The 23,138-nt window shown below is 74.1% G+C and carries 19 protein-coding genes; 11 read left to right on the top strand and 8 right to left on the bottom strand.

The genetic code is table 11. From position 1 onward, the window contains the following. The first annotated feature begins 89 nt into the window (after positions 1-89). The 3 genes from ACFVGW_RS34255 to ACFVGW_RS34245 all read left to right on the top strand — a co-directional run bounded on the left by ACFVGW_RS34255 (position 90) and on the right by ACFVGW_RS34245 (position 3,385). A complete protein-coding gene (locus ACFVGW_RS34255) occupies positions 90-1,313 on the top strand; it encodes a cytochrome P450 (RefSeq protein ID WP_385854728.1) in 1,224 nt (407 codons plus the stop codon). 177 nt (positions 1,314-1,490) lie between these two features. Continuing rightward, the gene (locus ACFVGW_RS34250; RefSeq protein ID WP_385854727.1) at positions 1,491-2,225 is read left to right on the top strand and encodes a VOC family protein; all 735 of its coding nucleotides are present in this window, start codon (positions 1,491-1,493) and stop codon (positions 2,223-2,225) included. A gap of 104 nt (positions 2,226-2,329) precedes the next feature. Further along, positions 2,330-3,385 (top strand): NAD-dependent epimerase/dehydratase family protein, encoded by a 1,056-nt coding sequence (locus ACFVGW_RS34245; RefSeq protein WP_385854726.1) that lies wholly within the window; start codon positions 2,330-2,332, stop codon positions 3,383-3,385. On the opposite strand, the gene ACFVGW_RS34240 is transcribed toward ACFVGW_RS34245, so the two are convergent. Next, complete coding sequence (locus ACFVGW_RS34240) at positions 3,360-4,472, bottom strand: sensor histidine kinase (protein ID WP_385854725.1); 1,113 nt, start codon at positions 4,470-4,472, stop codon at positions 3,360-3,362. The genes ACFVGW_RS34245 and ACFVGW_RS34240 overlap by 26 nt on opposite strands. Positions 4,473-4,475: 3 nt before the next feature. Beyond that, positions 4,476-5,222, bottom strand: coding sequence for a response regulator transcription factor (locus ACFVGW_RS34235; RefSeq protein ID WP_385854724.1), 747 nt, complete (start codon positions 5,220-5,222; stop codon positions 4,476-4,478). A 116-nt stretch (positions 5,223-5,338) separates the two neighbouring features. Between ACFVGW_RS34235 and ACFVGW_RS34230 the strand changes: the two genes are divergently transcribed. From ACFVGW_RS34230 to ACFVGW_RS34220, 3 genes are read left to right on the top strand one after another with little or no spacing between them, the layout of a single operon-like run. Next, positions 5,339-6,079 (top strand): glycosyltransferase family 2 protein, encoded by a 741-nt coding sequence (locus tag ACFVGW_RS34230; protein WP_385854723.1) that lies wholly within the window; start codon positions 5,339-5,341, stop codon positions 6,077-6,079. Then, a complete protein-coding gene (locus ACFVGW_RS34225; RefSeq protein WP_385854722.1) occupies positions 6,076-6,717 on the top strand; it encodes a DUF2064 domain-containing protein in 642 nt (213 codons plus the stop codon). Before ACFVGW_RS34230 ends, ACFVGW_RS34225 begins: the two co-directional genes overlap by 4 nt. Then, entirely contained in the window at positions 6,714-7,541 is an 828-nt protein-coding gene (locus ACFVGW_RS34220; RefSeq protein WP_385854721.1) for a methyltransferase domain-containing protein, read from the top strand. The genes ACFVGW_RS34225 and ACFVGW_RS34220 overlap by 4 nt, the downstream gene beginning before the upstream one ends. Here ACFVGW_RS34220 and ACFVGW_RS34215 read toward each other — a convergent pair. Continuing rightward, positions 7,517-7,912: a hypothetical protein gene (locus ACFVGW_RS34215; protein WP_385854720.1), complete on the bottom strand. Its 396-nt coding sequence runs from the start codon at positions 7,910-7,912 to the stop codon at positions 7,517-7,519. The genes ACFVGW_RS34220 and ACFVGW_RS34215 overlap by 25 nt on opposite strands. Positions 7,913-7,914: 2 nt before the next feature. Beyond that, entirely contained in the window at positions 7,915-9,057 is a 1,143-nt protein-coding gene (locus tag ACFVGW_RS34210) for a molybdopterin-dependent oxidoreductase (protein WP_385854719.1), read from the bottom strand. 113 nt (positions 9,058-9,170) lie between these two features. Between ACFVGW_RS34210 and ACFVGW_RS34205 the strand changes: the two genes are divergently transcribed. Both ACFVGW_RS34205 and ACFVGW_RS34200 read left to right on the top strand, forming a co-directional pair. Next, complete coding sequence (locus tag ACFVGW_RS34205; RefSeq protein WP_385854718.1) at positions 9,171-10,712, top strand: glycosyltransferase 87 family protein; 1,542 nt, start codon at positions 9,171-9,173, stop codon at positions 10,710-10,712. Then, positions 10,696-11,238, top strand: coding sequence for a DM13 domain-containing protein (locus ACFVGW_RS34200; protein ID WP_385854717.1), 543 nt, complete (start codon positions 10,696-10,698; stop codon positions 11,236-11,238). The genes ACFVGW_RS34205 and ACFVGW_RS34200 overlap by 17 nt, the downstream gene beginning before the upstream one ends. 40 nt (positions 11,239-11,278) lie before the next feature. Here the strand turns inward: ACFVGW_RS34200 and ACFVGW_RS34195 are convergent, their stop codons facing one another. From ACFVGW_RS34195 to ACFVGW_RS34185, 3 genes are all read right to left on the bottom strand, one after another. Continuing rightward, entirely contained in the window at positions 11,279-11,764 is a 486-nt protein-coding gene (locus ACFVGW_RS34195; RefSeq protein ID WP_385854716.1) for an SRPBCC family protein, read from the bottom strand. Between the two features lie 83 nt (positions 11,765-11,847). Next, positions 11,848-13,065, bottom strand: a complete 1,218-nt coding sequence (locus tag ACFVGW_RS34190) for an MFS transporter (protein ID WP_385854715.1) — start codon at positions 13,063-13,065, stop codon at positions 11,848-11,850. Then, a complete protein-coding gene (locus ACFVGW_RS34185) occupies positions 13,062-14,495 on the bottom strand; it encodes a purine-cytosine permease family protein (RefSeq protein WP_385854714.1) in 1,434 nt (477 codons plus the stop codon). Before ACFVGW_RS34185 ends, ACFVGW_RS34190 begins: the two co-directional genes overlap by 4 nt. A gap of 69 nt (positions 14,496-14,564) precedes the next feature. Between ACFVGW_RS34185 and ACFVGW_RS34180 the strand changes: the two genes are divergently transcribed. Next, on the top strand, positions 14,565-15,308 hold the full coding sequence (locus ACFVGW_RS34180; protein ID WP_385854713.1) for a TetR/AcrR family transcriptional regulator: 744 nt from the start codon (positions 14,565-14,567) through the stop codon (positions 15,306-15,308). 127 nt (positions 15,309-15,435) lie between these two features. Next, entirely contained in the window at positions 15,436-17,061 is a 1,626-nt protein-coding gene (locus ACFVGW_RS34175) for an amidohydrolase (protein WP_385854712.1), read from the top strand. A gap of 3 nt (positions 17,062-17,064) precedes the next feature. Here ACFVGW_RS34175 and bla read toward each other — a convergent pair whose 3' ends face one another. Beyond that, the gene (gene bla / locus ACFVGW_RS34170) at positions 17,065-17,997 is read right to left on the bottom strand and encodes a class A beta-lactamase (protein ID WP_385854711.1); all 933 of its coding nucleotides are present in this window, start codon (positions 17,995-17,997) and stop codon (positions 17,065-17,067) included. Positions 17,998-18,188: 191 nt separating this feature from the next. On the opposite strand from bla, the gene ACFVGW_RS34165 reads away from it, so the two are divergent. After that, positions 18,189-23,012 (top strand): hypothetical protein, encoded by a 4,824-nt coding sequence (locus ACFVGW_RS34165; protein ID WP_385854710.1) that lies wholly within the window; start codon positions 18,189-18,191, stop codon positions 23,010-23,012. Positions 23,013-23,138 lie beyond the last annotated feature (126 nt).

The raw sequence follows: 23,138 nt of genomic DNA, 5'->3' as shown, positions 1-23,138 counted from the left end.
ATCGGGGCGGCTTTCTGATCTTCCGTCAGGAGCCTGGGACCCCCACGCTGGGAACCGCTCGCTCCACGCGCCGCCCGAGAGGACTCCCCGTGAACCGGCCGAACACCCCGATCGTCCTCGACCCCACCGGGGCCGACCGCCACGCCGAACACCGGCTGCTGCGCGCCCACGGCGCCGCGACCCTGGTGGACGTCCTCGGCGTCCAGGCATGGTCCGTCAGCGACCCGGCCCTGCTCAGGAAGCTCCTGACCGGCCCGGACGTCTCCAAGGACGGCCGCCGCCACTGGCCGGCCTTCGACGAGGTGGTCCGCGACTGGCCGCTCGCCCTCTGGGTCGCGGTCACGAACATGTTCACCGCCTACGGCGCCGACCACGCGCGCCTCCGCCGCCTGGTCGCCCCCGCCTTCAGCGCCCGCCGCGTAGCCGCCCTGCAACCGGTCGTCGAGACCCTCGTGACCGGGCTCCTCGACGACCTCGCGGCCGAGCCGCACGGAGAAGTCGTCGACCTTCGCGAACGCCTCGCCTACCCGCTGCCCATCGCCCTCATCGGCCACATGACGGGGGTCCCCGAAGCCCGCAGGGCCGGCTTCCGCGCGCTCGTGGACGGCGTCTTCGACACCACGCTCACGGCCGAGGAGGCCACGGCCAACGCCGTACGCCTCTACGGCCTCCTCGACGACCTCATCGCCGCCAGACGGGCCGAGCCGGGCGACGACATGACCTCGCTCCTCATCGCCACGCACGACGAGGAGGGCTCCACCCTCTCCGAGACCGAACTGCGCGACACGCTCCTCCTGGTGATCAGCGCCGGGTACGAGACGACCGTCAACGTCATCGACCAGGCGGTCACCTCCCTGCTGACCCACCCGGACCAGCTCGCCCACGTCCGCGCCGGCCGGTCAGGCTGGAACGACGTGGTGGAGGAGACCCTCCGCCTCGAACCGGCGGTCGCGCACCTCCCGCTGCGCTACGCCGTCACCGACATCGCGCTCCCCGACGGCCGGACCATCGCCCGCGGCGACGCCGTCCTCGCCTCGTACGCGGCGGCCAACCGCCATCCCGACTGGCACGGCCCGACGGCCGACGCCTTCGACGTCACCCGGCCCACCAAGGACCACCTCACCTTCGGTCACGGCATCCATTACTGCCTGGGCGCCCCCCTCGCCCGGCTGGAGGTGGCCACGACACTGGAGCACCTCTTCACCCGCTTCCCCCACCTCGCTCTTGCCGTCGAACCCGCCGACCTGCGTCCCCTGCCCTCGCTGATCAGCAACGGCCACCAGTCCCTGCCCGTCCGCCTCCACCCGAAGTAGCCCCGGCAGCCGCGTGGACGCGTGGACGCGAGGCGTGGACGCGTGGGCACCGTAAATGAGTTGACCGGCCCGACCGTCCCCGGTCAGGCTGCGCCAGGACTGGCCGCACACGTGTCCGGTGACGGCCCGACGCGATCGACGTCTCGGGCGACGAGCCGGCGGATCGGAGACCGAGGGATGACGTCCCACCTCCATGCCCTCTGTTACGACGCCGACGACCCGGAGCGTCTCTCCCGCTTCTGGTCCGAGTTCCTCGGCTGGAAGATCACCGACGACCCGGACGACGGCATCGTCCTCGTACCGAGCGACGACACGGGATTCCTGATCCGGTTCCTCCCGGCCCCGGAGCCCAAGGCGAGCCAGAACCTCCTGCACTTCGACCTGACGAGCACTTCGGAGGAGAACCAGCGGGAGACCGTGGCGAAGGCTCTCGAACTCGGCGCCCGCCACATCGACATCGGCCAGAGCCCCGACGACGGGCACGTGGTCCTCGCGGACCCCGAGGGCAACGAGTTCTGCGTCATCGAGCCGGGCAACTCCTTCCTCGCCGACTGCGGCTTCATCGGAGCGCTCGCCTGCGACGGTTCCCAGGCGGTCGGATACTTCTGGAGCCGGGCACTGGGCTGGCCGCTGGTGTGGGACCAGGACCAGGAGACCGCGATCCGCTCGCCCCACGGCGGACCGAAGGTCACCTGGGGCGGCCCGCCCCACATGCCGATGACCGGGAGGGCCCGCCTGCGCTTCGACCTCGCCCCGCCGGCGGACGGCGATCAGCAGGCCGAGGTCGAACGTCTCCTCTCCCTCGGAGCCACGCGCCGCGGCCCCGCCACGGGAACGGCCACGGGCGAGCCCGAGCCGGTGCTGCTCGCGGACCCCGACGGCCAGGAGTTCCGCGTCCTGCCTCCCCGCTGAGGCCGGTACACCGTCCGGGCGACGCGGCGGCCGTGGACCTTACGAAGCCCTGACGTCGGCGCGCACGACCGCTGTGGCCCCCGCCCGCTCCGTACGGTGATCCCATGCGTGTACTCGTCACCGGCGGCGCGGGGTTCGTCGGCTCCCACGTCGTCGACGCCCTCGCGGCCCGCGGCCACGACCCCGTCGTCCTGGACGCCCTCCTCCCGGCCGCCCACTCCGGACCGCCGCCGTCGCCACCCGGGGCGGCCGAGTGGCTGCACGGGGACGTGCGCGACCGGGAGACCGTCGCGCGCGCTCTCGACGGTGTCGGCGCGGTCTGCCACCAGGCCGCCATGGTCGGCCTCGGCAAGGACTTCTCGGACGCCCACGAATACGTCGCCTGCAACGACCTCGGCACCGCCGTCCTCCTCGCCGCCATGGCCGAGGCCCGGATCGACCGCCTCGTCCTGGCCGGCTCCATGGTCGTCTACGGCGAGGGCCGCTACGACTGCCCCGCCCACGGACCCGTGCGCCCCGGCCCCCGTGCCGAGGACGACCTCGCGGCCGGCCGGTTCGAGCCCCGCTGCCCGCGGTGCGGCGCCGCACTCACGCCCGGCCTCGTCGGCGAGGAGGCGCCGGCCGACCCCCGCAACGTGTACGCCACCACCAAACTCGCCCAGGAACACCTCGCCGCCTCCTGGGCCCGCACCACCGGCGGGAGGGCCGTCTCCCTGAGGTACCACAACGTCTACGGGCCCCGCATGCCCCGCGACACCCCGTACGCCGGAGTCGCCTCCCTCTTCCGCTCCGCCCTGGCGCGCGGCCTGGCCCCCAGGGTCTTCGAGGACGGCGGACAGCGGCGGGACTTCGTCCACGTACGCGACGTGGCCGCCGCCAACGCCCTGGCCCTGGAAGCCATCGACGACCGGGCGCCCGCCACGCTCACTCCGTACAACACCGGCAGCGGCGACCCCCGCACGGTCGGCGAGATGGCGAGCGCGCTCGCCACCGCCCACGGTGGACCTGCGCCGCTGGTGACGGGGGAGTACCGCCTCGGCGACGTACGCCACATCACCGCCGACCCCTCCCGCCTCCGCGCCGACCTGGGCTGGCGTCCCGCCGTCGGCTTCGCCGAGGGCATGGCTGAGTTCGCTACGAGCGAGCTGCGGGGAGCGTGACCTCGAAGCAGCAGCCGCCCTCCACGTTGCGCACATCGGCACGCCCCGAGTGGGCCTCCACGATGCCCTGCACGATGGCGAGCCCGAGACCCGCCCCACCCGGCGGGGTGCGCGCCTCTGTGCCGCGCCAGCCCGTGTCGAAGACGCGCGACAGCTCGTCCACGGGGATGCCGCCGCAGCCGTCCGTCACCGACAGGACCACGGATTCGGCGCGGCGCTCCGCGGCCACGGCGACCGTGCCGTCGGCCGGGGTGTGACGGATCGCGTTCACCAGCAGGTTCGCCAGAACCCGGGTCATCTCGCGGCCGTCCACCTCCACCGGCTCCGACGCGACCCGCTCGCCCACCAGCCGTACCCCATGCTCACGCGCGAGCGGCACCGCGCCGGCCAGCGCGTCGCCCACGAGGTCGTGGACCGAGACCCGGACCGGGCTCAGCGTCAACGCCCCCGCGTGGATACGGGAGAGCTCGAACAGATCGCCCACCATGCTGTTGAGCCGCTCGACCTCCGTCCGGATCTGCCGGTGGTAGCGGACCGGATCCGCGACCACCCCGTCCTCCAGAGCCTCGGACATCGCCCGCAGCCCGGCGAGCGGCGTGCGGAGATCGTGCGAGATCCAGGCGACGAGCTCACGCCGGGACGCCTCCAGGGCGTGCTCGCGCTCCCGGGACGCGGCGAGCCGCGCACTGGTCGCCGACAGCTCCCGGCTGAGCGCCGCCAGCTCGGCGGGGGCCGGCGCACCCGGTGCGGCGAAGACCCCGCCCTCCCCGAAATCCCGTGCCGCGACGGCGAGTTCCCGGCAGCTGACGACGACATGGCGGCCCAGCAGGAGCGCGGTGCCGAGCGAGACGGCCGCGGCCATCGCGACGACCGTGGTGACCACGAACAGGTCGTGTGCCGAAAGGAACATGGCCCACGCCACAGCGAGGGTTCCGGACAGCATCGCCGTCACGGCGACGCTCGCGACGACGGTGAGCGACACGGCGACGGAGCGGCTCCGCAGCACCCGCAGCAGCCCGGCCCCCAGCAGCCCGGCCGCGGCGGCGCCGACGAAGGCGTAGAGGGCGATGAGGAGTATGTCGCGCACGGGTCAGCCCTCCGTCGGGGGTACGGGCGTGGCCGACCGGTCGGCAGCCGCCTCGAAGCGATAGCCGACGCCCCAGACCGTCTGGATCAGCGTCGGACGCGCCGGATCCTCCTCGATCTTCCCCCGAAGCCGGCGCACATGGACCGTGACCGTCGACAGATCACCGAAGTCCCACCCCCACACCTCCCGCATCAGCCGCTCACGGTCGCACACCTCGCCCGCGTGCAGCAGGAAGTAGCTCAGCAGGTCGAACTCACGCAGCGTCAGCGCCAGCGGCCGCCCCTCCCGCGTCGCGCGCCGCGCCGCCGGGTCGACCTCCAGGCCGCCCGCCCGCAGCAGCGCTCCGGGCCGCCGGACCGTGCGGTGCCGTCGGAGCACGGCCTCCACCCGCAGGACCAGTTCACGCGGGCTGAACGGCTTCGTGACGTAGTCGTCGGCGCCGATCTCCAGACCGAGGATGCGATCCTCCTCGTCGGTGCGCGCCGTCAGCATGATCACCGGGACCGGACCGGCGCACCGCAGCCGCCGGCAGACCTCCAGGCCGTCCATGCCCGGAAGCATCAGATCGAGTACCACGAGATCCGGCCACCGTGCCTCCGCCGCCGCCAGTGCGGACGTCCCGTCGGCCACCCGGTCGACGGTGAAGCCGGCCCGCTCCAGGTAGCCGGCGACCACCTCGGCGACGGTCGGATCGTCGTCCACCACCAGGACGCGCTGCGCTGTCCCCACGGACTGTTCGGGCTGCTGCATGGGTGCCAGCCTCGCACCGGTCCGTGCCGTTCGCGCACCTCGGGGGTGGGGCAGCGGAGCGACGTCCGCGTTTCGTAAGGTCCACGGATCCCTTTTGTCCCGTCCGGATTCGTACGGTGAAATCCGTGACCGAATCGCCTTCCGCGCCCTCGTACGCGGTGAACGTCGTCCTGCCCTGTCTCGACGAGGCCCGGGCGCTGCCCTGGGTCCTGGAGCGCGTGCCGCCCGGCTGGCGGGCCATCGTCGTCGACAACGGCTCGACCGACGGCTCCGCGGACATCGCCCGTGACCTCGGCGCGACCGTCGTGACCGAGCCGCGCCGCGGCTTCGGCGCCGCCTGCCACGCCGGACTGCTCGCCGCCGACGCCGACATCGTCTGTTTCTGCGACTGCGACGGCTCGCTGGACCCCGGCCTGCTCGTCCCCTTCGCCGCCCAGGTGGCCACGGGCGAGGCCGACCTCGTCCTCGGCCGCCGGCGCCCCCGGTCACGCGACGCCTGGCCGCCGCACGCCCGGGCCGGCAACTTCGCCCTCGCCCGGATGCTGCGCCGCCGCACCGGACTCCGTCTCCACGACCTCGGCCCCCTGCGGGCCGCGCGCCGCGAGGCGCTGCTCGCCCTGGACCTCACCGACCGGCGCAACGGGTACCCCCTTCAGATGGTGGTGCGCGCCGCCGACGCGGGCTGGCGGGTGCGCGAGCGGGACGTCCCGTACCTGCCCCGTACCGGAAAGTCCAAGGTCACCGGCACCTGGCGCGGGACCTGGCACGCCGTCCGCGACATGCGCAGGGTTCTGCGCGAAGTACCTCCGACCGCCCGGGAGACCACCCCGGCGGCGCGAGGGGAGGCGAACCGGTGAGCACCCTCCTCGTCATCGCCAAGGAGCCCGTACCGGGCCGGGTCAAGACCCGCCTCACCCCGCCCTTCAGCCCGCAGGAGGCGGCCCGCCTCGCCGCGGCCGCGCTCGCCGACACCCTGACCACGGTGCTCGGCACCCCGGCCGACCGCCGCGTCCTCGTCCTCGAAGGCACGCCGGGCGACTGGCTTCCGCACGGCTTCGAGACCCTGCCGCAGAGCTCCGGCGGCCTGGACGGACGCCTCGCCGCCGCCTTCGCCTGCTGTGAGGGCCCCGCCCTGCTGGTCGGCATGGACACCCCCCAGGTGACCCCGGAACTCCTCTGTCAGGGACTTGACTTCACCGGCTGCGACGCATGGTTCGGCCCGGCGGAGGACGGCGGCTTCTGGGCGCTGGGCCTCGCGACCCCGGACCCCGAGCTGCTGCACGGCGTCCCCATGTCCGTACCGGAGACCGGGGCGGTGCAGCGCCGGCGCCTCACGGAGGCCGGGCTGCGCGTGCGCGATCTGCCGTGGCTCCGGGACGTCGACACGGCCGCCGACGCCCGTGCGGTCGCCGAGGCCGCCCCCGGCACGCGCTTCGCCGCCACCCACCGCGCGCTGACCACGACCCCGACGGCGACCGCGATGGGTGCCTCATGAGCGCGCTGCAATCGGAGCGCGGTACGACGGACACGCTCGGGACCGGGGGGAAGCACCCCGCCGACGCGGTCCGCACGTCACCGCCCGCCCAGGCCGCGGGAGCGCGACGCACCCCGGCCCGTACCCCGGCCGCCCGTACCCCGGAACCCGCCCGCGCCCCGTCGGCCCGCGGCACCGGCCCCGTCGACGCCTGGCTCGCCGACCCCTGGGCGGACGCCCTGCGTTCAGGTCAGGGACCGGTCTTCCTCCGGCGCGACGACGGCTGGCTGCTGCCCCTGGAGGTCGAACGCTGGTGCGCGGCCGCCGATCCGGCCGACGCCACGGTGCTCGACCGCTGCGAGGGCGTGGTCCTGGACGTCGGCTGCGGACCCGGACGCCTGGTGCACGCGCTGACCGCGGTCGGCCGGCCCGTCCTCGGCATCGACGTGTGCCAGGAGGCCGTCGACCGTACGGTCACCGGCGGCGGCACCGCCCTGCGCCGGTCCGTCTTCGACCCGCTGCCCGGCGAGGGCCGCTGGGGCACCGTCCTGCTCATGGACGGCAACGTCGGCATCGGTGGCGACCCCGGACTGCTTCTCGAACGCGCCGCCGAACTGGTCGAACCCGAGGGACAGCTCCTGGTGGAGGCGGCCACCCCCGACGTCGACGAACGGGTCGCCGTCCAGGTCGTCGACGGCCGCGGCGCGCGCGGCGCCGGCTTCCGCTGGGCCCGGGTCGGCGCCCTGGCCCTGCCCACGTACGCCGACGCGACGGGGTGGCGGGTCGAACGCCGCTGGCGGGCCGGGGACCGGAGCTTCCTTCAGCTCCGGCGACGCCGCCGCTGAGCCAGCCGCCGTACGCCGAGCACCGCGCCCGTACCGATCGCCACCACCCCCATCAGGACCAGCCAGTTGCGGACGTAGTCGAGGGGAAGGGCGGTCGGGTTGGGCGGGGTGCCGGGCCGCACCATGAGCGGAAGCGCGACCAGCGTCAGACTCCCCGCGACGATCAGGCCAGCACGCACCGGGCCCCGCGCGGGCACGGCGGCGATCAGCAGCCCGACGCCGAGCACGAGCGGCGCGATCACCCCGTCGTGCAGCACGATCGCCCCCGCCAGCCAGAGTGTCACCTCTCCGACCGTCCCCGTCCGCACCACCAGAACCGCCCCGAGCCCCATGAGCGCGACCCCCAGCGCACCGCACGTATACCGGATCACCCTCACAACACCTCCAGCCCGGCGACCCACTTGGTCTGCAGCACACCCGGCCGGTTCGGCGCGATGATCCGTGCCGGAAAACCGTGGTCCAGCGACAGCACCCGACCGTTCAGCCGCAGCGCCAGCAGGGTCGCCGGATCCTCCGTGTAGGACGCTCCCATCTCCATGACGCGGTACGCGCCCCGGCGTTCCAGGGACACCACCCGTACCCGTGTCCGCGGCGAGGCCCCCGCACGCTCCAGCAGATCCCGGACCCGTACGCCCGACCAACGCGCCTCCACGCTCCACCCCTCCACGCAGGCGATCGGCAGCCGCACGTCGGTCTGCGGCAGCGCTCGCAGCTCTGCCAGGCTCAGCGCGTACGGCCGGGGCCCGGTGACGGTCAGACGCCAGTCGAGGGTGGCCGCCGCGGTCACCCCCGCGGCGGCGGCGGTCCGGTTGACGGGCAGTCCCTGCGTCCCGTGGTCCGGATGACGCGGCGCGAGCAGGTCCAGCCGCTTCAGCGGAGTGAACGACTGGCCCACCGTCGTCAGCGTGACCGCGGCGACGCCCGCCCCGACGCCCGCCAGGAGGGACCGCCGGTCCGGCTCGTCCCCGGACGGGAGCGTCAGTGTGCCGGAGGAGCGTCGCCCCCAATGAGAGCTGATGCCGGGCCACTTGACGGCGATGTGCAGCAGCAGCCCGCCCGCGAGCAGCCACGCGACGGCGAAGTGCACGGGGACGAAGGAGAACGGCCACGGGTACCACTCGACGATGTTCAGCAGACCGGTGAACAGCTGGAACACACCGGCCGCGACCAGGGCGGCCACGGACAGGCGCTCCAGCGCGTGCCGCACCGACCGCACCGGCGGCCGGACGAACAGCCTCGGATAGACGGCCCACAGCTTCGCCATGAGAAGGGGGATCGCCGCGATGCCGCTCGCCACGTGCAACCCCTGGCTGAAGCGGTAGCCCCAGCTCGGCCGGCTGGGCAGGATGTCGGCGAGCCAGTCCGGCGGCCGCTGCAGGTAGTGGCTCGTGACGCCGGTGACGAAACAGACCGCGAGGGCGAGCCCGAGCCAGCGGCCGATCGACGTGGCCGTTCTCGCGTCATGGAGACGGCCGCGGAAGGTGGGCAGGGGTGGTGTCGCGAGGCGCGGTTTCATGCCTCCATCTCACCGCTCACAGGGCGCCGAAGGGCGGATCGACCCCTTACGGAACACGGACGGCCGGGGCGGCGGCCGACTCGAGGTGGCGTTCGGCTGCGACCCTGCGGGATGTGATCTCTCCTCGTACCGCGACGGCCGGCGGTCTCCTGGCCGTTCTCATCACGGTCCTGGTGTGCACCGTCCGTCAGGACGTCTACTACGCCGACCCGGGCCGCCTGTCGTGGTGGTACGCCGCCTCCTGGGCACTCTTCGCCGCGGCGGCCCTCGCCCTGCGCACGGTGCCGCCCCGACAGGCGGTCGTTCTCCTCCTGGCGGGATCCGCGCTGGTCGCCGCCACCGGCCTGGTCGCCCCGCCGCGCACGAGCACCGACGCGTACCGCTACGCCTGGGACGGCCGGGTGCAGGCGGCGGGCATCCCGCCCTACGACCACGCTCCCGCGGACCCCGAACTGGCCCCGCTCCGCGACGACTGGCTGTTCCCGAGAGGCGCCGCCGCCTGCCGGCGCCCGGACGTCGCACGGGTCGCGGCCCCCGACACCGCTTCGTCGTCCACCTCGGCCACACCACACTGCACCCGCATCAACCGCCCCACCGTGCACACCATCTACCCGCCGATCGCCGAGGGGTACTTCCTCGGAGTCCACCTGCTCGCGCCTGACGGCGTCCGCCTGAAGGCGCTTCAGATCGGTGGCGCGCTCCTGTCCGTCGGCATCACCGGCCTTCTGCTGCTGATCCTGCGCCGGCGCGGCGATCCCCGTACCGCCGTCTTCTGGGCCTGGTGCCCGGCCGTCCCGCTCGAAGCCGTGAACAACGCCCATGTCGACGCGCTCGGTGTGCTGTTCGCCGTCGCCGGACTCGGCCTCGTCGCCCGTCACCGGGTGACGGGCGGGGCGCTCATGGGGGCCGCCGTAGCCGTGAAGCTGATGCCCGCGATCCTGTTGCCCGGGGCGCTGTCCGGCGTACGGCGCACACGTGAGGCGGCCGCGATCCTGGTGCCGGCCGGAGCCGTGACGGTCCTGGCCTACCTGCCGTACGTGCTCATCTCCGACGGCTCGGTCCTCGGCTACCTCGGCGGCTACGTCGAGGAAGAGGGGTACGGCGACGCCGGCGCGGGCAATCGCTACGCCCTGCTCCGGCTCGTGCTGCCCCCGTCGTGGGCCGTGCCGGCGCTGGTCGCCGCCCTTCTCGTCTGCTGCGCCCACGTCGTTCGGCGCGGCGATCCCGAACGTCCGTGGAGCGGCGCGCTCCTGGTCACCGGAACCGCCTTCCTGCTCGTGACCCCGGGATACTCCTGGTACGCGCTGTTCCTCGTCGCCCTGGTCGCCCTGGACGGCCGGTGGGAGTGGCTGCTCGTCGCGGTGGCGGGGGCGGCGACGTATGTGGCCGGCAGGGCGTTCGACGACTCGAACGCGGTGGTAACGCTCGCGTACGCCGTTGCGGCCGTCGTGGTCCTCGCGGGTGCGTGGCTGCGCCGCGGAAGGGGAACCGCGACCCCGCGCGGACGGCGTGCGGCCGAGGCCGTGGATCCCCGGAGCGACGTAAGACTTTCGTCATCGGGCCGTAGGTGGCGCGCCCCCCGCACGGTGGGATGGAATGCCCAGGACCGACGTACGACAGCACGGAACGAGGACGATCGTGGCACGTGGGGGTAAGAAGTCGCTGCTCTGGGGTGCGACGGCGGTGGCGGTGGCGCTGGGCGTCCTGGGGCTCTACTGGTTCCAGCCCTGGAAGCTGTGGCAGGACCAGACGGTCGACGAGGCACTGCCGACGGCGGTGCCCGGGTCCGCCTCCTCGCCCGGTGGCTCCGGCGCGAACCCCGCCGCCGGCCCGCAGACGGTCGCCCAGGGCGACCTGATCAGCCACGAGCACCGGACCACCGGTACGGCCAAGCTCATCCGCCTCGCCGACGGCAGCCTGACCCTGCGTCTGGAGGACCTGAACACCAGCAACGGCCCGGACCTGCGCGTGTGGCTGACCGACGCCCCGGTCAAGGAGGGCGTGGCGGGCTGGCGGGTCTTCGACGACGGCACGTACGTCAGCCTCGGCAAGCTGAAGGGCAACAAGGGAGACCAGAACTACCCGCTCCCGCCCGGCACCGACCCGTCCGCCTTCACGAGTGTCACCATCTGGTGCGACCGCTTCGACGTCTCCTTCGGTGCGGCCGGTCTGACGGTGTGACGGCTCGCCCCGGGGCCCGCGCGGGCCCCGGGGCGACGAGCTACGAGGCCGGGGCGGTCGCGGCGCGGGCGATCCGGTCGAGCGTGGTGCGCATGCCGTCGCGGTTGACCGCGATCCGGCGCTCGGGGTTCGTGCCCGCGAAGACGGTGCCGAGGATCTCCGCGAGGCGCGAACCCCGGCCGGTCCGCAGGTCCTGCCAGGTCTCCGTCACGCGCGTCCCGTTCCCCTCGGCGGCGAATCGGTAGCCCCAGCGGGCGATCGGCAGACCGAAGGCGCCGACGTCGAACGTGAACTCCTCGCCCTCGCGCGCCACCGAGACCCGTCCGGTCGTGAACCAGACGAATAGCCCCCGCCGGTTGAAGCCCACGAACCGGCTGCCCGTTCGCACGGGAGGGCGCGGCACCCAGACCCCCCGGCACTCGGGACTCCACCGGCCCATGTCGCGAAGGTTCGCCACCAGCCGGTACACGACCTCCGGCGCGGCGTCCACCACCACGGACTCCTCAAGACTCCACTGGCGCCCCATCGACGACCTCCCTGTCGCTGCGTCGGACTTACCGGCGGGTAGGGTAGCGGACCCGGGGCGCCGCGGCGACGGCGACGAGCAGGTCACCGAAGGGTGCCGTACCGTCCGGCTCGGTTTCCGCCGACCGGCACCTTCTGCGTGACGGCCGGCGGCGGCGTGACGGCCGGTGGCGGTGTGACGGCCGTCCGGCCGGGGTCCTGCTGGAGGCGCTGCGCCCAGCGGACCGCCAGGGGCGCGGCGAGCCCGGTGAGGGCGAAGAGCGCTCCGACGACGTACCAGCCGGGCCGCCCCCACGTGATGCAGAGCGAGATGAGCAGACTCGGACCGACCGCGTCGGCGAGTCCGGTGCCGAGGCCGAAGACCCCCAGGTACTGGCCGGTGGCATGCGGCGGGGCGAGCGCGAAGGAGACCTCGAACCCCGCGGCGGAGTGCCACAGTTCGCCGACCGTGTGGACCACGACGGCGGTGATCAGCAGTACGGTGACGGCCCATGCCGCCGCTCCGGCGCAGAGCGAGACCAGCACGCACGAGACGAGGAAGGCCGCGCCCGCACGGCGGTACGCCGCTCCGCCGGCCGTGGGGGAGTCGATCCTGCGGCTCGCCGGCACCTGGAGCGCGATCACGATCATCGTGTTGACGAGCATCGAGCCGGAGATCAGCCAGCGTGGTCCGTCGACGACCTCGACCAGCCAGAGCGGAACGGCCACCGTGAGCACCTTGAACTGGATGGCCATGATGCCGTCGAGCGCCGTGAGCAACAGGTAGGGCCGGTCCCGCAGAGCCACACGGCGCGGGCCCCCGGTGGGTGGTGCGGGTGTGACCGGCGGCAGCAGGACCAGGAACGCGGCGGAGGCGGCGAAGGCGACCGCGTTGCCGATCACGAGCAGCTGGTACGCGGAGTGGGTGCCGACCTGGACGACCCAGCCCGCCAGCAGGGCGCCCAGTGAGATCCCGATGTTGGTCACCGACCGGAGGTACGCGCGGAACTCCTGCGGCCGGTCCCCTCCGTGACACCTGATGATCGGGCTCCGCGCCGCCAGTCCCGCCACCTGGGCCGCGGTGGCGGTGCTGACCGCGAGGACGAACAGCCAGAAGGTGTCGGCCAGGACGAATCCGGCCGTCGCCGCCGCCCGCACGACGAGGGTGATCGCGTACACGCCCCGCGCGCCGCGCGTGTCGGCCGATCGGCCGGCGGCGATCCCGACGGCGAGCGAGGCGAACCCGGCGACACCCAACCCGAGGCCGACCTGTCCGGCCGACAGGCGCTCCGCCTGGGTGAAGTACAGAACTCCGGCGGTCAAGTAGAGGCGGACGTACGCGTCAGGAGCGTGTAGCAGGCCGCGGTGACGACGATGCCCACGGGCAGGGCGAGGTCCACTCCGCCCAGGGCGGCGGCGATCGGGCCGGTGTAGAGGGTGTTGACGCACAGGGCGGCCGCGGCGACGCCCGCGCCCAGTGCCGACGCGCCGGCCCGGTTGACCCCGGCCGTGTACCAGAACGGACTCTCCGGGGTCTCGTCCATCAGGGCGAGACCGTCGTAGCGGTTGCGGCGCAGCGCGATGTCCGTGGCGTAGAGGGTCATCGCGGGCCCGAGGAGCACGACGGTCAGCTGGAGGACGTTGCTGACCGTGTCGAGGAAGTTGGAGACGAGCAGGGCGTACAGCGTCAGGGCCGAGGCGACGGCGCCGTCGACGATGACGCTGAGCGAGCGGCGGATACGGATGCCGACCGCCTGGAGGGCCAGGCCGGCGCTGTACGCGGTCAGGGCGTTGATGGAGATCGTGCCGAGGACCAGGGCGAGCAGGAAGACCGGGGTGAACCAGCCGGGCAGGATCTGCTCCAGCGCGGTCTGCGGATCGGTCATGTCGACGGCCGTCGCGGCCAGCGCGCCCAGCGAGCAGACGGCGACGCTGGGCAGGAAGCCCCCGAGCGCGGTCCAGCCGGCGATCGCCCGGGGTGATGCCGAGCGCGGCAGGTAGCGGGAGAAGTCGGCGCTGGTGGTGTACGACAGCGGACCCGAGGCGATGACCGTGACGCCCGCGAGAAGCGTCGCCCAGAGGTCCACGCCGCTCAGTGACGCCTCGGGGGCGTAGCCGAATTCGGCGTTCCGCAGCACCGCGTACGCCACCACGCCGAACGCCGCGGTGAGGGCGACGGTGATCGGGAGGTAGAGCTTCACGATCAGCGCGTGTCCGTAGACGCTGATGGTGAGCGTGGCCGCCGCGATGGCCAGCACGACGGCGATCTTCACGACCGTGTTCGTGGGGAGGCCCGTCCTGGCGACGAGGGCGAAGGCGGCGGACGCGGCGGCGGCCAGGTTGAGCGCGAAGTAGCAGACGGAGATCATCCAGCCGGTGACCGCGTTGTTCACGCGGTTCCCGCGGACCCCGTACATCGCCCGGGTGATCACCTCGCTGGGCGCGCCGGCCGCGGGCCCGGAGATCGCGAGCACTCCGGTGAGCAGCCAGAACAGGTTGCCCACGACGATCACCGCGAGGGCCTGCGGCAGGCTCAGGCCCATGAGGACCAGGGCGCCGCCGATGACCAGGCTGAGGTAGTTGACATTGGCTGCGGCCCACACGGCGAACAGCTCGCGGGGGCGTCCATGGCGCTCGCTGTCGGGGATGTGGTCGATGCCGTGGGCCTCGATCCGGCCCGCCCGGTCGGTGGCGGGCGGCGTGCTGTGCGCGCCCTGAGCGCCGGGGCGGGGGTCGGGAAGGGGGGAAGCCATGAGGCCCTCCGGATACGTGTCGTGCGCACCTGCTTGCTTATTGGTCGCACACTCAATAGCATCGCCGGTATGTCGTCAAGCGTCCAGCGCAAGCGAATCCGCAAATCTCCGGAGGCCCGGCGTGCGGAGATCGTCGAGTCCGCCGCCCGCGTAGCCCTGACGGAGGGGCTCGAATGCGTCACCCTCCGGCGCATCGCCGAGGAACTCGACGTACGCCCGGGACTGATCAGCCACTACTTCCCCTCGGCCGAAGAACTGGTCGCCGAGGCCTTCGCCACCGCCGCCACGGGCGAGCTCGACGCACTCCTTCCCGCCGACCGGCGCGACGGGACGCCGACGGAGTACCTCGCGCGCTACTTCGCGCTCTCGGCGGGAGAGGCGTACGACGACATCAGCCGGCTCTGGATCAACGCCCGCCACCTGAGCCGCTACCGGCCCCTGTTGCGTGACCGCGTCGCGGAGCAGGAACTCGCCTCCGACGACCGGCTGGAGGGCCTCATCCGTGACGGGGTGGCCCGGGGTGAGTTCCGTACGGACGATCCGCGCGCGACGGCCATCCAGATCCTGGTCGTCCTCGACGGCCTCGGCGCCCACGCCAACACCGACCGGAGCAACCGCCCCGAGGCGGTGACGCGGATGGCCCTCACCACGGCGGAGCGCGAACTCGCCCTGCCGAGCGGCACGCTCGACGCGAAGCCGCCCGCGGCGGCGGCCGAATCGGACGCGGACGGCGACGCAGGCACCGACGCAGGCACCGACGCAGGCACCGACGCAGGCACCGACGCAGGCACCGGCACCGACCCCGGGGCCTAGGTCGACACCGAGGCCACCCCCGGCCTCGACGCGTCACCGGAAGCCGACGGCACCCCACCCGGCACCGGTTCGACCGTCGATCCCACCCACAACCGACCTTTCCCCACCCGTACTTCCTGGAGCCGTTGTGCGCCCCTCCCTCGTCCTGCTCTCCGCCCGTCTGCTCGACCCGGTCACGGGCCGCCTCCTGCCGGAGACCGCCCTCGCCGTGTCCGGCGGCCGGATCTCCGCCCTGGGCGGCGACCGCGAGATGCGCGCGCTCGCCGGTTCCGCGACGACGGTCCTCGACCTCAAGGGCGCCGTCGTCACGCCCGGCCTGACCGACGGCCACCTCCACCCCGTCTCGGGCGCCGAGCTCACCCACGGGCTCGACCTGTCGGGCTGCGCCGACCTCGCCTCGCTGCGCGAGGCCCTCGCGCGCGAGATCCGGACGCTCGCCCCCGGAGCCTGGCTGTTCGGCTGGGGCCTGGACCCGAACGTGTTCGGCGACCGGCCCGTCGAGTCCGCCGCACTCGCCCCCGTGCTGGACGGCGTACCCGCCCTGCTCCAGCTCTTCGACGCCCACTCGATGCTGGCCAGCCCCCGCGCCCTCGAACTGGCCGGCATCGACGGGCCGCGGACCTTCGACCAGGCCGCCGAGATCGTCTGCGACGAGGCGGGCAGGCCCACCGGACTGCTCCTGGAGGACGCGGCCTGCGAACTCGTGGAACGCGCGGCGCCGCAGCCCACGCACGCGGAGCGTCGCGACCGTCTCGCCGTCGCGCTGCGCCGGATGGCCGCCGCGGGTCTCACCGGCGGACACGCCATGGACGCCAACGGCGACAGCCTCGCCCTGTACGCGGAGCTCGAGGCGGCCGGGGAACTCCCGCTACGGCTGCGCGTCGCACCCTGGTGCCAGCCCGGGATCGACGAGGAGGGGCTGCGATCCCTGATCGCGCTGCAGGGCACCGGCGGAGAGCTGTGGCGCGTCGCGGGGGTGAAGCTGTTCATGGACGGCACGATCGACAACGGCACGGCCTGGCTCGAACGTCCCGACTGCCACGGCGAGTCGACCCACGCCTTCTGGCCCGACCCCGAGGTCTACACCCGGATCGTCGGCGAACTGCACCGCGCCGGCGTGCCGACCGCCACCCACGCGATCGGCGACGCGGCCGTACGGCACGTCCTCGACGCGGTCGAGAAGGCGCAGGCCGGCGGCGTCGGCGGCGCGGTCCGGCACCGGATCGAGCACATCGAGAGCGTCCCCGACGACACACCTGCCCGGTTCGCGGAGCTCGGCGTCCTTGCGTCCATGCAACCCACCCACTGCTGCGACTTCACCCGCGCCGACCACACCGACAACTGGTCCCGCCGACTGGGCGAGGAGCGCGCCTCGCGCGCGTGGCGGTGCCGCGACCTGCGGGACGCCGGGGCCACGGTCGTCCTCGGCTCCGACTGGCCGATCGCCCCGTTCCCGCCGCTCGGTGTGATGGCGGGAGCCCGCCATCGCCGCCCGACCCGCGACCTCACCCAGCCCCCGCACGGCCCCGAGCAGGCGCTGACGGCCCTGGAGGCGCTCCAGGGGATGACGACGGGTCCCGCGTTCGCGGCGGGGGAGGAGCACGAGACGGGCCGTCTTTCCGTCGGCCACCGCGCCGACCTGACCGTCCTCGCCGACAACCCGCTCACCGTCGCGGCGACGGACCTCGCCGACCTCCCCGTGCTCCTCACGGTCCTCGACGGGCGCCCCACCCACCGCGACGCGAGCCTCTGAGTCTCAGGACAGCGCCTCGGTGGCGGCTGTGGCCGCCTCGGCGATCAGCCTGTTGTCGTACGCGGCGTCGGCGGTGAGACGGTTGGACAGGACGGCCAGGACGATGGGGGCCCGGCCGGGCGGCCAGAGGACGGCGATGTCGTTCCGGGTGCCGTAGGTGCTGCCGGCCCCTGTCTTGTCACCGACCGTCCAGTCCTCGGGGACACCGGCGCGGATCAGTTCCGCGCCGGTGACGTTGGTACGCAGCCAGGTGGTCAGCGCCTCGCGCTCGCGGGGCCGGAGCGCGTCGCCGAGGACGAACGTACGCAGGCTCCGCGCGAGCGCCCGTGGGGTGCTGGTGTCACGCGTGGCGCCGGGCGTCCACTCGTTGAGCCCGGGCTCGCGCCGTTCCATCCGGGTGACGCCGTCACCCAGCCCGGCCAGCGTCGCCTGCAGCCCCTCGGGACCGCCGATCCGGTCGAGGAGCAGGTTGGCGGCGGTGTTGTCGCTGTACCGTACGGCGGCGTCGCACAGCTCGGCGAGGGTCATCCCGGTGGCGACGTGCCGTTCGGTCACGGGGGAGTGGGCGACCAGGTCGTCCCGGGAGTACGTGACCACCCGTTTCATGCCGTCCCCGGGGTTCTCGCGCAACACGGCACCCGCGGCCAGGGCCTTGAAGGTGGAGGCGTAGGGGAACCGGGCGCCGTCGTTGTACGCGACCTCACGGCCGCTGCCGGTGTCGACGGCGTACACGCCCAGCCGGGCACCGTAGTTCCGCTCCAGCGCCCGGAACCGTGCCCGGGCCGCCGCCACGCCGTCCGGCGCGGCGGCCGCCGACTCGCGTGCCGGCGGGGCGCCGTCGGCCGGAGGACGGGTGTCGCCGCATCCGGTGAGCGGTACGAGCGCGAGCGCGGCCAGAACGGTGAGGAGTCGGTGCCGGGGGCGGTGGAGCCGCATGGGGGAGGCTTTCTGATCGGGTGTGGGACGTTCGGGTGCATCCGTTCCACTCTGCCACCGGGCCCTCCCCGTCGTGGCGTCCTGGTACGGCGGTCGGTGTGTCTCGCACCGGACGCCCGCCTCCGACGTGCCGCCCGTGCCAGGTGAACGCGCCCGCGGCGGTGTCAGTGGGCCATGCGACGATCCACGGCATGATCGTCTCGCTTGAGGGCCTGCTGCCCGCCTCCGGCACGCACGTCTCGACGACCTACGCCGACTGGGTTGCCGCACACGACCCGGACGCGGAGGCGATGGCGCGCGGCCTCGTCCAGGACATGGGCACGGAACTCAACCTGACCTGGACCAAGCCCGGTCGCTTCGTCGACACGATGGCGGCGCGGGCGCGGCGGCTGCCGCCGGCGCACCTGCCGTGGTTCTGGGACACCGTCGGTCACCGGCTCATCGGTTACGGGAGCCGGCCGGGCGCACGCGCCTTCGTGGCGGCGCGAGCGGCCGAGGCCCAGCACGGGCTCCCGGTCGATTCCGCCTACCGCCGGGCCAACGCACTGCTGTTCGCCAGGGGCGGGGCCATGCCGGCCAAGGAGTTCGGAGCCCATCAGCGGTTCCTCGCCGAGACGTTGGAGCCGGCCGACGCGCACGCCGCCCTGGACGCGTTCCTGACCGCATGGGCGGGCTCCGCCGCCGACCTCCCGGCGGATCTCGTGCGCCGGGTGCGGACGTCCGCGAAGGCGGCCTCGCACGGGAACGAGGAAGTCGCTCGCGTGGTCGGCACGATCCTGTCCGTCACCCGCAAGAAGTCGGTGCCGGACGCGCTGCTGACCGCCGCGGCCCCGGTCCTTCAGGCCCATCCTCCGACGGACACGGTCCTCGCCGGGCTCGTCGAGATCTTCCCGAACGGGACGACCGACGGCGGGGCGTGGCTGCGGATGCTGATCGCGAGCGGCGCGACGGAGGCGATGGAGTCCGGGCGGGTCGTTCCGGAGGGCGGCCTGCCGCAATGGGTCGGCAACTTCGTGCGCATGTACCAGTACGCGGCCCAGTCCGGCGGCGGTGTCGCGCGCCAGCCGCTGCCGGCCGAGTTCCTCGACCTGGTGGTCCGGTTGGGGCCGCGGCTGCGGGCCGCGGGCGACGCGGTGACGCTGCACACCACCCGCCACCACTACACGGGCTTCGACGCGGACGTGCTGGACGCCTGCCTGGCGGCCGGAGTCACGGTCGTCGACCCGGGCCCGGAGACGCGGATGCGCTTCTGGGGCGACCGGTCCCGGCGCGACCTCGTCGCGCTGGCCGCCGACCCGGTCTTCGGCCCCCGGCTGGAGGGAACCGTCCACGGGAATCTGCTGCCCGGCTGGTCCCACGCGCGCCGACGACAGCCCGGCTCGGCGGTGACGCTGCTGCCCGGCAACGAGGGCATCGCCCATGAGGTGGCCGGGCGGGCCGGCAAGCTGGTCGACACGGTCGCGGGCGGTGGCATGGGCGGGGCCGAGGAGGCCTTGACCGAGCTGGAGACCCTGCTGGACCGGCCGACGGTGGCGGCGCTCGGCGGGATCGCCGACGCCCTCGCGGATGCGGAGGGCGCGGGCGCGCTGCGGCGCTCGCTGGCGGCGGGCCTGCCGGAGGAACTGGCCTGGCCGGAGCTGGAGTCGGTGTACGCGGACTTCGCGGCCCATGCGCGCGAGACCGACCGCCGCGCAACCGCAGCCGCGGACACAGATCCAGACGCGGACGCACACGCGAGCACAGGCGCGGACGTGAAGGACGGTGCGGGGGCGGACGGGGCGCTGCCGGGCGTTGCCGGGGTGACCTGCACCTGGCCCGTCCTGACGGTCTTCGGAAAGGACCGCGCCGTTGCCGTCGCCCCCGACGGGGTGCGGGGCTCCTGCAGTTTCACGGTGCCGCACGAAGCGACCACCTTCGCGGTCCACTACGTGGGCGGCTCCTTCCTGGTGAGCTGGTCCCTCAAGACCAACCCGTACTTCTGCAACACCGCCGTCTGGGCCGACCGGCCCGAGGAGCCGTTCACACCGGACGAGTTGAGTGGTCTCGTTCCCTTCGGCGGCAGCCTGGACGGGGCGTACGGCTTCCAGTTCGAGACCGCCGACGGAGGCGGGCGGCACGGCGGCCGACGGGTGCTGCGCCCCGGCGGCACCGAAGGCATCGACGGGGACGAGCTGCTGCTCGGCGACGGCTCCCGCATCTGGACCAACGCCGTCTTCGGCCGACGGCCGTGGGAAGTGGTCGACCCGGTCACCGGAGAGCGGCAGGGCGCGACGGAGCTCCCCGACTTCCCGGGACGGGCCCCCGACGCCGACCCGGCGGCGGAGCCGTCCGAGACGGACATGACCCTGGCCCGCGAGGCCCTGCAACTCGCCCCGCTGCCCGCCGGTCTGACCGACTCCCCGCTCGGCAGCCGGGACGGACTCGTCGGGACGCGGGTCCTGTTCCGCACCCGGTACCGGCACAACGCGCCCGACCACTATCTGCTGGAGAGCGTGGACGGGCGCACGGCCCGGTTCGACATCGACCGGCAGGGACAGGAGCCCTGGGGCCTGTGGGCGCCGCCGGAGGGCGCGGTCGAGGACGTGGTCCTCGCCGAGGCGGAGACCCGGACGGGAGTGCGCGCGTACACCGTCGACGGCACCCTGCTGTGGGAGCTGGCGGGGCACCGCTCGCCCACGCACCCGCGGGCGAAGGCGGTCAGGAAGCTCACCGTGTCCGGAGGTGTGGCCCTCCCGCCCGCCTTCTGGTACCTCCTGCGTACGCGCGACGCGGCGGGCTCCCGGGCGCTGCGGACGGTGGAGCGGCAGACGGCGGACACGCTGCTCGCGGCCGCCCTCGACGGCACAGAGGCGCTGCGCGCGGCCGTGGCCCGGGAGTTGCCCGACGTCACCGATCCGGTCCTTGCCGACGCCGTCGTCGCGGTGGCTGTACGGGCCGCGCGGGTGGAGGAGCGCCGACGTGCCCTGCACCACCGCGTCACGCTGCTCGCCGAGGCGCCGCCCGCACTGCCGCGCCGGTCGGCGCCCGACACCGAGCTGATGCCCGCCCTGTTCGAGCTGGTCTCGGACGGCGAGCACGATTCCTGGCGGCGGACCCGGGACACGGCCCTTCCGGCGACGCTCGGCGCGCTCTCCGCCGATGGCGCCTGCCTGGAAGGAGCGATCGGGGAAGAGGTCCGGCGGCTCTCACCCCCCGCGCCCCCGCACGACTGGTCGCAGCTGCTCGGTGCCATCGACGCCGTGGCGTGGCGGGCCGCGGTCGCGTCCACCCCGGACAGCGAGCGGATCGCCCTCCTGGCGCTCCTCGACACCTGGGCCGACCAGCCGTTCGCCCGCGCGGGCAGCCGGTGGTGGACCGGCCGCGCGGCCGACCCCGGAGTCCTGGACGGCCTGCGCGAACGAGGCGTTCCGGTGGCGTCCGCCGGGCCGCGGCGCGGAGGCGCGAACCGCTGGTTCGTCGCACCCGCGTCCGAGGACGGGGACCCGGTACCGGCGGCGATCGCGGAGGCTCGGCTCGTACGGGTGGGGCGCGACGACGCGACCCGGCTCCGAGCCCTCGTGGCGGCGGTCGAGACGAACGGACCCGTCCCGGTTCCGGAAGCGGCGGCCGCGCGTTTCGCCGAACTGACGGGCGTGCGACGGTCCGTGGCCCGGCTCGTGGTGGCGGGCCTTGTCGGCCACCACGACCGGGACGAGGGTCGTGCGCTGGCGCGCAAGGCGCCGTACAAGGCGACCCCGAAGACGGCCGAGGCGTACGAGCAGCTGCGCCGGCGCCTCGGCGGCGACGGCCGGCGCGCCGTTCTGGCCGCCGCCCTCCCCGAGGACCCGGCCGAGCTGTGGCAGCCGGGCGGTGTGGACGCGGCGGTGGAGCGGATGGCGGCGGTGTGGCGGGAGCGGCTCGGGGTCCTGCCCGCCGTGCACGACGAGGCGGCCGACGCCCTGGAAGCCGGCCTCGGCCTCGCCGAGATCTGGGCCAGGCGCCTGGCCGGCGGCTACGAGGCCGCCGCCGACGCGACGGTGGACGCGGCCGGCTGGGAGCTGTCCGGGACCCCGTACGGAAGCGGGGTGGAGGTCCTGCCCGTACCGCCGGAGGGGCCCGCGCTGCCGTACGGAACCCCGGTGGGCCTCCCGCTCGTCCAGATCGCGGGCGCGCTGGTGTGGGCGTGGACGGACCGGCCCGTCGGCGACCCGGCGGTGGCCGGCGCGACAGCCCTGTACGAACGGCTGCGGGCCGAGTTGGAGCGTCCCGAACTCCTCCTGGAACTGAACGGCGGACGTGTCCAGGACACGCCGGAGGGGATCGCCGAGCGATTCGGGCCCGGGCGGTTGCCGGTGGCGAAGGGCCGCCGCAAGGAGGAGGGACCGGTGGTGACCGCGTACGACTCCGGGGCCCTGGTGGTGTGCGCGCCCGGCGGCGGCGCCTTCCTCCGGCCCGCGGCGTGCGCCGACCCCGAGGTGTGGCGGCGCGTACGCGAGGTCACGGACCTGACCGAGGAACTGAACCGGGTCGCGCCGCTGCTGGCCGGCGGCGGCCTGGAGCGCATGATGCACCGCGCCCGCTCCGGCGCGGTGCCGGCCGGCGCGTACGAGGCGGATCCGAGGCAGTCCTGCCCGGACCTGGTCGCGCAGGTGGCCGGGCAGCTCGGCGTCGGCCCGGACGCGGCGGCGCTGTACCTCCAGGTGGCGACACTGGCCGCGCCCACCGACCGCGACGTGCGACGGTGGAACGGCTGGTCGACCAAGCGCCACGCGGAGGTCCGGGCGGAGCTGGTCGCCACGGGCGCCGTGGTCGAGGCCAAGCGCGCGAGGGCGGGAAGGACGGTGTTCCTGCCGGGCGAGTGGACCGAACTGAAGGCCCCTCACCTGCCGCTGGAGACGGTGAAGCTGGCGACGCACGAGGTCCGCCCGAGGTGGGGCAACACGATCCACGGCCCCTTCGACCGCATTCTCCCGCCGGCACCGCTGCACGAGATGTTCGCGGAGGCCTGGGAACGCCTGGGCCGAGGGGACGGCTAGCCGGTCCCGGGGGGGGGGGGCCCCCCCCCCGGGCGGCCCCCCCCCCCCCCCGCCCCCCCCCCCCGGGCCCCCCCCCGCGCCCCCCCCCCCCCCCCCCCCCCCAGGGGTAACAGAAAAAAACAAAAA

Source organism: Streptomyces sp. NPDC127129 (genome assembly GCF_042671585.1).
Lineage (GTDB): Bacteria > Actinomycetota > Actinomycetes > Streptomycetales > Streptomycetaceae > Streptomyces.
This window is presented reverse-complemented; position numbering and strand designations above follow the sequence as displayed.